A 7,321-nucleotide genomic window follows, 5' to 3' on the forward strand; every position below is an offset into this window, starting at 1 on the left:
CTACGGCATTACCGGCGGCACATAAGTGAGCGTCAAGCCAAGCAGCCACAGCAGGCCCAGCACCAGCGGCACGTGTACCACCAGTTGCATGAAGGTGTAGCCGACGACGTCGCGCGCCTTCAGACCCAGCACGCCGAGCAGCGGCAGCATCCAGAACGGGTTGATCAGGTTCGGCAGCGCCTCGGCGGCGTTGTACACCTGCACCGCCCAGCCCAGATGGACGTGCAGGTCGTTCGCCGCCTGCATCACGTAGGGCGCCTCGACCAGCCACTTGCCGCCGCCGGACGGCACGAAAAAGCCGAGCACGGCGGAGTAGGCGCCCATTACCGCAGGGAAACTCTCGGTGCCTGCAATGTGCACGAACAGGTTCGACAGCCGGTGCGCCAGCGTCGCGCCGCCGAAGCCCGGCGTCTGCGTGAGCAGTGCGGCGATGCCGCCGTACAGCGGAAACTGGATCAACACCCCGGAGGTGCTGGGCACGGCGCGGCTCACCGCATTGAGGAAGCTGCGCGGCCGCCAATGCAGCAGCAGGCCGAGGGTGAGGAACAGGAAGTTGTAGGTATTCAAATTGGCGATCGCGCTGATCGCCGGCTTGCTGGCGAATTCGTGACCGAGCCAACCCAGGCCGAGCAGGCCGATCGCCAGCGACAGCAGCGGGCTGTATTCCAGCCACTCGCCGGGACGCGTGCGTGGCGGCAGCGCCGGCGTCGCGGTTTCGCCGACGTCGAAATCCTGTGCGGTGCGTGCGTTCGCCTCCGACGGTGCGGTGGTCCAGCAGATCAGCAGCGAGGCCACGATCAGCACGCCGGTCAGCACGAACGACTGCCACAGGAAGATCGTCTCGCTGAAGGGCAGCACGCCGGTGATCGCCAGCAGGCCCGGCGGCATGCTGGCCGGATTCGCCTGCAACTGCGCCGCCGATGACGACAGTCCCATCGCCCAGATCGCGCCGAGCCCGAGGTAGGCCGCCGCGCCCGCCGCGCGGTAATCCATGCGCAGGTCGGTGCGCCGCGCCAGCGCACGCACCAGCAGGCCGCCGAACACCAGCGAGAAACCCCAGCTCAACAGCGAGGCCAGCATGCTGACCAGCGCCACGTAGACGATCGCCCCGCGTCCCGTGCGCGGTGCGCGGGCCAGCACGTCGATGAAGCGTGCCACGATCGGTGCGGTGGCCAGCACGTAGCCGCCGATCACCACGAACGCCATCTGCATGGTGAACGGGATCAGGCTCCAGAAGCCGTCGCCGAAAGCGCTCACGGCTGCCGTGGGCGTGGCGCCGAAGCCGAGGGCCGCCAGCGCCACCACGACCACGCCGAGTGCCGCGAATACCCATGCGTCAGGGAACCAGCGCTCCGCCCAGGCTGCGCTGCGCAAGGCCATGCGGGCCATCAATCCGTCTTGTTTCGCGCTCATGGGGTCCTCCGCAGGTGCCGCCGGCATGGTCACGCGCCGGCCATCGCGCAGGCAAGCCGACGATGGTCGAAGGCGTCGGCGCCGCAGCCTGCCCTGGTTACTCGCGCTCGGGCCGCTCGCGTACCGGGTGCTTGCCGAGCTTGCGCTGCAGGGTACGGCGGTGCATGCCAAGCCGGCGTGCGGTTTCGGAGATGTTGCCGTCGCATTCGGTGAGTACGCGCTGGATGTGCTCCCACTCCAGCCGGCGCAGCGCCAGCGGCGCTTCGGGAGTATCGGGCAGCTCGTGTTCGTCGATGTCGGTGCTGTCGCCATCGAGCAGCGCACGTACTACCGCGTCGGCATCGACCGGCTTGGCCAGGTAGTCATGCGCGCCGCGCTTGATCGCTTCCACGGCGGTGGCGATCGAGGCATACCCGGTCAGCAACAACACCCTCAGGTCAGGCACCAGTGCGTGCAGTTCGGGAATCAGGCGCAGGCCGTTTTCCTCGCCCAGTTTGAGATCGAGTACGCAATAGCGTGGATGCTGTCGGCGAGTCAGCGCACGTGCTTCGTCGAAACTGGTTGCCGTGATCACCTCGAAACCGCGCGAGCTGAGTGCGCGTGCCAGCACGCGCACGAACGTGGCGTCGTCGTCGACCAGTAGCAGCGGGCGCGCCATGGTGGCTTGGGGCAACTCGGACATTGCAGTGGTTCCTCAAAGTAGAACAGTGTGCATTCTTGCCGGATGCGGCAACGCATGCACGCGCGGCGTCGCGGTGCATTCAAGGTTCCGCGATGACGGCCAGCGGCAGGCGCAGGCACACCTTGGCGCCTTGGTCGGTATTGCCCGCGGTCAGCTCGCCGTTCAGGCGTTCCGCGGTGGCCTCGGCCAGGGCCAGGCCAAGTCCAAGCCCGGTCTGCTTTTGCGAGTATCCGAGCAGGGCGGCATCGGCGGCGTCGTCAAAGCCGGGGCCGCGGTCGCTCACGCACAGCTGCAGCCATCCGGCCTCGCGGGTGACCTGCAGCATCACCGCGTTGGAATCGCAGCTGGCCGAGGCGTCGGCAGCGTTGTTGAGCAGGTTGAGCAGGGCGTGGCGCAGGCCGGGTGGCGTGCGCAACACAGTCAGTGCGGTGGGCTGGTCCAGCTCAAGGCCCAGCTCCGCTTCCGGCCGCAGCAGCTGGAAGCGCTCCAGGCAGCCATGGATGAACTGGTCCACGCTGAGCCGCTCCGGCTCCTGTGACAGCTGCGCTTTCCCGAACGCGACCATCTCGCGCAGGATCGTGCGGCAGCGATCGACCTGGCCCTCCAGCAGCGCCAGGTCCTCGGCCAGCGTGACATCGCCGGCATGTTCGCGGCGCAGTTCGGGCAGCAGGGTGCGCATCGTCGACAGCGGCGTGTTGAGCTCGTGCGCGGCACCGGCAGCCTGGGTGGCGATCGCAAGGATGCCTTCGTCGCGCAGCGCACGTTCGCGTACCCGTTGCACTTCCAGCTGTTGTACGCGCAATGCATGCGCCAGCCGGTTGATGAAGAACCCCAGCAACAGCGCGCTGATCACGAAGTTCACGCCCATGCCGACCACGTGCAGCGAAAAGCCGCCGTGTGCGCCGTCCTCGCCATGCATCGGCATGGGCAGCGGCACGTGCCATGCCAGCAGGATCAGGTAGGCGACGCCGGCCAGGGCGGCCACGGCCAGGATCGCGCGTACCGACAGCGCCGCCGCACTCAGTGCGATCGGCACCAGCAGCAGGGTGATGAACGGATTGCTGGCGCCACCGGTGAAGTACAGCAGGTAGCCGAGCACCAGCGTGTCGGCGGCAATATGGCCGATGGTTTCCCATTCGCTCATCGGCCATGGCAGGCGCAGCCGCCAGGCAGCGAAAACAGAAAATACCGCCAGCAGGCCGATACCGAGCAACAGCGGCAGCAGCGGAATGTCGAGCTGCATCCACCAGGCGCAGACCAGTACGGCCACGCTTTGCCCGGCGATGGCACAGAGCCTGAGCCAGGCCAGCGTGCGGGTCAGCGCGAACGGGCCGATGCGTTGGGCGGGACGATGCGGCATGGCGATCATCCGTGCTTGCCGATGATCCGGGCGGCCCGTCGTGCGTGGCACGACGGGCCGGGCTGGCGGGTCAGGGCGTGTTGAATTCCTCGCTGCGAACGGCGGGCAGCGGCGTGTGGTTGTTCGCCGGATCGGAATGGCTGGCCGACAGCCTGTTCATCAGCGGCAGCATGACCAGCGCGATCACCACGCAGGCGATGCCGACGAAACCGAGCTTGTTGAACAGGCTCACGTAGATCGTCAGCGACTGCACCGGATCGGTGATGTTGTCGGGGATGTGCGCATAGTTGGCCACGATGCTGCCGAGGTACTGCGACAGGCCCACGGCCACGTAGTACGCGCCCATCATGAAGCCGCCCATGCGCGAGGGCACATAGCGCGCGATCATCGCCAGGCCGAGGCCGCTGACCAGCAGTTCGCCCAGCGAATACCAGCCATAGCCCCAGACCATCGTCCACGACGACACCTGGCCGGCCACCGCGGCGCCTGCACCCACGCCATACATGAAGAAACCGACGGCCACGGCGGCAAAGCCCAGCGCGAACTTGAGTGCGATCGAGGGATCCTTGCCGACCCGGCCAAGCGCGTTGTAGGCGAACACCAGCACCGGGCTCAGGACGACGATCCAGATCGCGTTTAGATTCTGGTACTGCTCGGGGATCCAGTTGAACAGGTGCACCCCGAATACGTTGAACGACAGGTCCACGTTGTGCTGCGCGAACAGGTTCAGCGACGTCGCCATCTGCGAGTAGAAGATGAAGAAAAAGATCGTCTGCACGGTCAGCACCAGCGCGGCGATCAGGCCGGCACGCTCGCTCGGCTTGCTGCTGCGGATCAGGTGCGCGAAAACGCCCAGGATCACCACGCCGGCGGCGTAGACGCAGACCTTCGCCACCGCCTCGCTCTGCAGAATGAACGCGACCACGAAAATCATCAGGAAGGCCGCCCCGAACACCGGCAACGCGCGACGCATGTTCATCGGCAAGTCGTCCGCAGGCGAACCGATATGCACGAGCGCGCGGCGCATGAACAAGTAATTGAACATGCCCAGGATCAGGCCGATCGCACAGACGCCAAACGCGGTGTGCCAGCCCATCGAGTCGCCGTAGTGTTTGGCGACGACATCGCGAATCAAGGGCGTGGCCGTCATCGAGATCATCGAACCGATGTTCACCGCCATGTAGTAGATGGTGAAGGCGCTGTCGATCTTGGTGTCGTCGCCCTCGTAGATCTTGCGCACCAGGTTGCCCGCATTGGGTTTGAAGAAGCCATTGCCGACCACGATCACGCCGAGCGCGAAATAGGTGAGGTTGGCTGGGGTCAGCAAGGCCATCAGGCCGCTGCCGCCATCGGTCAGGCCCAGCGTCTCCGGCGGGATCCACAGGATGCCGTAGCCGATCGCCAGCACCGTCGCGCCGATCAGCATGGTGCGCCGCGTGCCCAGCAGCTTGTCGCCGACCCACCCGCCGATCGCCGGCGTGGCGTAGATCAGCGCCGCCGCCGCACCCCAGACCAGGTTGGCCTTGGTATCGACGAAGCCAAGCTTCTTCATCAGGAACGTGACCATCAATACCTGCATGCCGTAGAAGCCGAAGCGCTCCCACATCTCGATCATGAAGACGGTAGTGAAGGAGCGCGTCTGCGAGACGGGCGGGTTCTGGATTGCCATATCTTTTCCGTACGTGATTCAAACCATGGCGACGCCGGGGCAACGCCGGTGACATGCGACCCTGAACGGATCACAACCGCCGAAGCGTAACCTATTCGCCATCCGGGTGTAGCTGCACTGCGACATGGTGGAATCTTGCGACCGGCGCCGGCTTGTGCCGGCTCCGCCGTGGCAACTCCTGCGGCAAGGCCGCTTGTGGCATCATTAATGGCTTGTGCGCCCTACGGAGAGCCCCGCCCGCCATGCCGATCTTCGAGCTTTCATTGCGTGGCAGACCGCTTGCTGCGGCCATTCCCGCTTATCCCGGCCGGCGCTTGCCGGCGTTTGCCTGAGCCGGTCGCCTCGAGATGGCAGCCGAAGGTTTTCGCGGTCCGAAACAGCTCTGGCAGGCGTTCCAGTGGTCGATGAAAGGCCTGCGGGCCGGCTGGCGCCATGAGGCATCGTTCCGCCTCGAGGCTTGTCTGGCCATCGTGCTGGTGCCGCTCGGCCTGTGGCTGGGCAACGGCGGGCTGGAGAAATTCGCGCTGATCCTGGCGCCGCTGCTGGTGCTGTCGGCCGAACTGCTCAACTCGGCGATCGAGGCGGTGGTCGACAAGGTCAGCCCGGAGTTCCACGAACTGGCCGGCCGCGCCAAGGACATGGGCTCGGCGGCGGTGTTCCTGCTGCTGGTGCTGGTGTTGCTGAGCTGGGGACTGATCCTGTTGCCACGCTGGCTTTGAGCTGGCACCGATGCAGATTTTACGTGATGGCGCCGGAACGATTGCGCTGCGCCGGCATGGATGCTGCAATGGCCGAACCAACGGGCTGGAGCGATGCCATGAATACCTTGCGTCTGTGCGTGTTGTTGCTGATGGCCGTCATGCTCTCGGGCTGTGGATACAACGCCATGCAGCGACAGGACGAGGCGGTCAAGGCGGCCTGGTCGGAAGTGCTCAACCAGTACCAGCGGCGTGCCGACCTGGTGCCGAACCTGGTCAACACGGTCAAGGGTTACGCCCAGCACGAGGAAAAAGTGTTCACCGAGGTCACCGAGGCCCGTGCCAAGGTCGGCAGCATCCAGGTGACGCCGGAGCTGGCCAACGATCCGCAGGCACTGGCGAAGTTCCAGGCCGCGCAAGGTGAGCTGGGCAATGCGCTGTCGCGGTTGATGGTGGTCAGCGAGAATTATCCGCAATTGAAAGCCGATGGCCTGTTCCAGAATCTGCAGGCGCAACTGGAAGGCACCGAGAACCGCGTCACCGTGGCGCGCAATCGTTACGTGCAGGCGGTGCAGGATTACAACTCGATGATCCGCACTTTTCCGAACAACCTCACCGCAAAGATGTTCGGTTATGCGGTGAAGCCGAACTTCAGCGTGGATAACGAGAAGGCGATCTCCACCGCACCGACGGTGGACTTCGGCAACAGCACGCCGGCACCCGCTGCCTCGGCGCACTGATGATGCTTCGGCGCATGTCGCGCCTGTTGCTGCTGGCGATCGCCTTGCTGTCGCCGGCCCTGCTGCATGCAGACACGGCCGTGCCTAAGCTGGTACGGCACGTCACCGATCTCACCGGTACGTTGAGCGCGGCGCAGGTCGACCAGCTGGATGCGCAACTGGTCGCGCTGGAGAAAGCCAAGGGCGCGCAGCTGGTGGTGCTGATGGTGGGCAGCACCGAACCGCAGGCGATCGAGGAGTATTCGCTGGCGGTGGCCGAGGCGAACAAGATCGGTCGCAAGGGTACCGACGATGGCGTGCTGCTGCTGGTCGCGAAGAACGACCGGCGCGTGCGCATCGAGGTGGGCTATGGCCTGGAAGGGGCGATTCCGGACGCGGCGAACGCGCGCATCATCCGCGAGTACATCGCGCCGAAATTTCGCGGCAACGATTATTTCGGCGGCATCAGCGATGCGGTCGGCGCGCTGACCCAGCTGATCAACGGCGAGTCGTTGCCGCCACCGGTGCAGGGCGCTCCCAACGAGGGGCATGCCGGTCCCGGTCTGCAGAACAGCCTCATGATCGGCGTGTTCGTGGCGTTGTTCCTGCGCAGCGTATTCGGCCGGACCAGTGCCTGGGTCCGCACGCCACTGGGCGCCGTGCTGACCGGTGGACTGTTGTGGGTGCTGGTCTCGATGGGTGCCGGCATCATCGGCGCGCTGATCGGTGGCGTGCTGATGCTGTTGCCTGGCGGTGCCGGGCGTTCGATCGGTGGCGGGG

General features: G+C 65.7%; 7 protein-coding genes. 3 read left to right on the plus strand and 4 right to left on the minus strand.

Features of this window, described 5'->3' with window-relative positions:
• The 4 genes from B0E46_RS14000 to B0E46_RS14015 form a co-directional block, all read right to left on the minus strand.
• Nucleotides 1–1,389 (minus strand): TIGR00366 family protein, encoded by a 1,389-nt coding sequence (locus B0E46_RS14000; protein WP_077556403.1) that lies wholly within the window; start codon nt 1,387–1,389, stop codon nt 1–3.
• Nucleotides 1,390–1,510: 121 nt separating this feature from the next.
• Nucleotides 1,511–2,095 carry a response regulator transcription factor gene (locus B0E46_RS14005; protein WP_077556395.1) on the minus strand — a complete coding sequence of 195 codons (585 nt, stop codon included), beginning with the start codon at nt 2,093–2,095 and terminating at the stop codon, nt 1,511–1,513.
• 79 nt (nt 2,096–2,174) lie between these two features.
• Nucleotides 2,175–3,455, minus strand: a complete 1,281-nt coding sequence (locus B0E46_RS14010; RefSeq protein ID WP_077556404.1) for an ATP-binding protein — start codon at nt 3,453–3,455, stop codon at nt 2,175–2,177.
• 70 nt (nt 3,456–3,525) lie between these two features.
• On the minus strand, nt 3,526–5,124 hold the full coding sequence (locus tag B0E46_RS14015; RefSeq protein ID WP_077556396.1) for an oligopeptide:H+ symporter: 1,599 nt from the start codon (nt 5,122–5,124) through the stop codon (nt 3,526–3,528).
• Between the two features lie 347 nt (nt 5,125–5,471).
• Here B0E46_RS14015 and B0E46_RS14020 point away from each other — a divergent pair, with 347 nt between their 5' ends.
• The 3 genes from B0E46_RS14020 to B0E46_RS14030 form a co-directional block, all read left to right on the plus strand.
• Entirely contained in the window at nt 5,472–5,843 is a 372-nt protein-coding gene (locus B0E46_RS14020; RefSeq protein WP_077556397.1) for a diacylglycerol kinase, read from the plus strand.
• Between the two features lie 98 nt (nt 5,844–5,941).
• Nucleotides 5,942–6,562, plus strand: a complete 621-nt coding sequence (locus B0E46_RS14025) for a LemA family protein (RefSeq protein ID WP_077556405.1) — start codon at nt 5,942–5,944, stop codon at nt 6,560–6,562.
• Nucleotides 6,563–6,576: 14 nt separating this feature from the next.
• On the plus strand, nt 6,577–7,321 hold a 745-nt coding region (locus B0E46_RS14030), incomplete at its 3' end, for a TPM domain-containing protein (protein ID WP_254425168.1).

Source organism: Rhodanobacter sp. B04 (assembly GCF_002001125.1).
Taxonomy (GTDB): Bacteria; Pseudomonadota; Gammaproteobacteria; order Xanthomonadales; family Rhodanobacteraceae; genus Rhodanobacter.

Coding starts and splice junctions, on each gene's coding strand:
- B0E46_RS14005 (WP_077556395.1), bottom strand. CDS start 2,095: ATGTCCGAGTTGCCCCAAGCCACCATGGCGCGCCCGCTGCTACTGGTC.
- B0E46_RS14020 (WP_077556397.1), top strand. CDS start 5,472: ATGGCAGCCGAAGGTTTTCGCGGTCCGAAACAGCTCTGGCAGGCGTTC.
- B0E46_RS14025 (WP_077556405.1), top strand. CDS start 5,942: ATGAATACCTTGCGTCTGTGCGTGTTGTTGCTGATGGCCGTCATGCTC.
- B0E46_RS14000 (WP_077556403.1), bottom strand. CDS start 1,389: ATGGCCCGCATGGCCTTGCGCAGCGCAGCCTGGGCGGAGCGCTGGTTC.
- B0E46_RS14015 (WP_077556396.1), bottom strand. CDS start 5,124: ATGGCAATCCAGAACCCGCCCGTCTCGCAGACGCGCTCCTTCACTACC.
- B0E46_RS14010 (WP_077556404.1), bottom strand. CDS start 3,455: ATGCCGCATCGTCCCGCCCAACGCATCGGCCCGTTCGCGCTGACCCGC.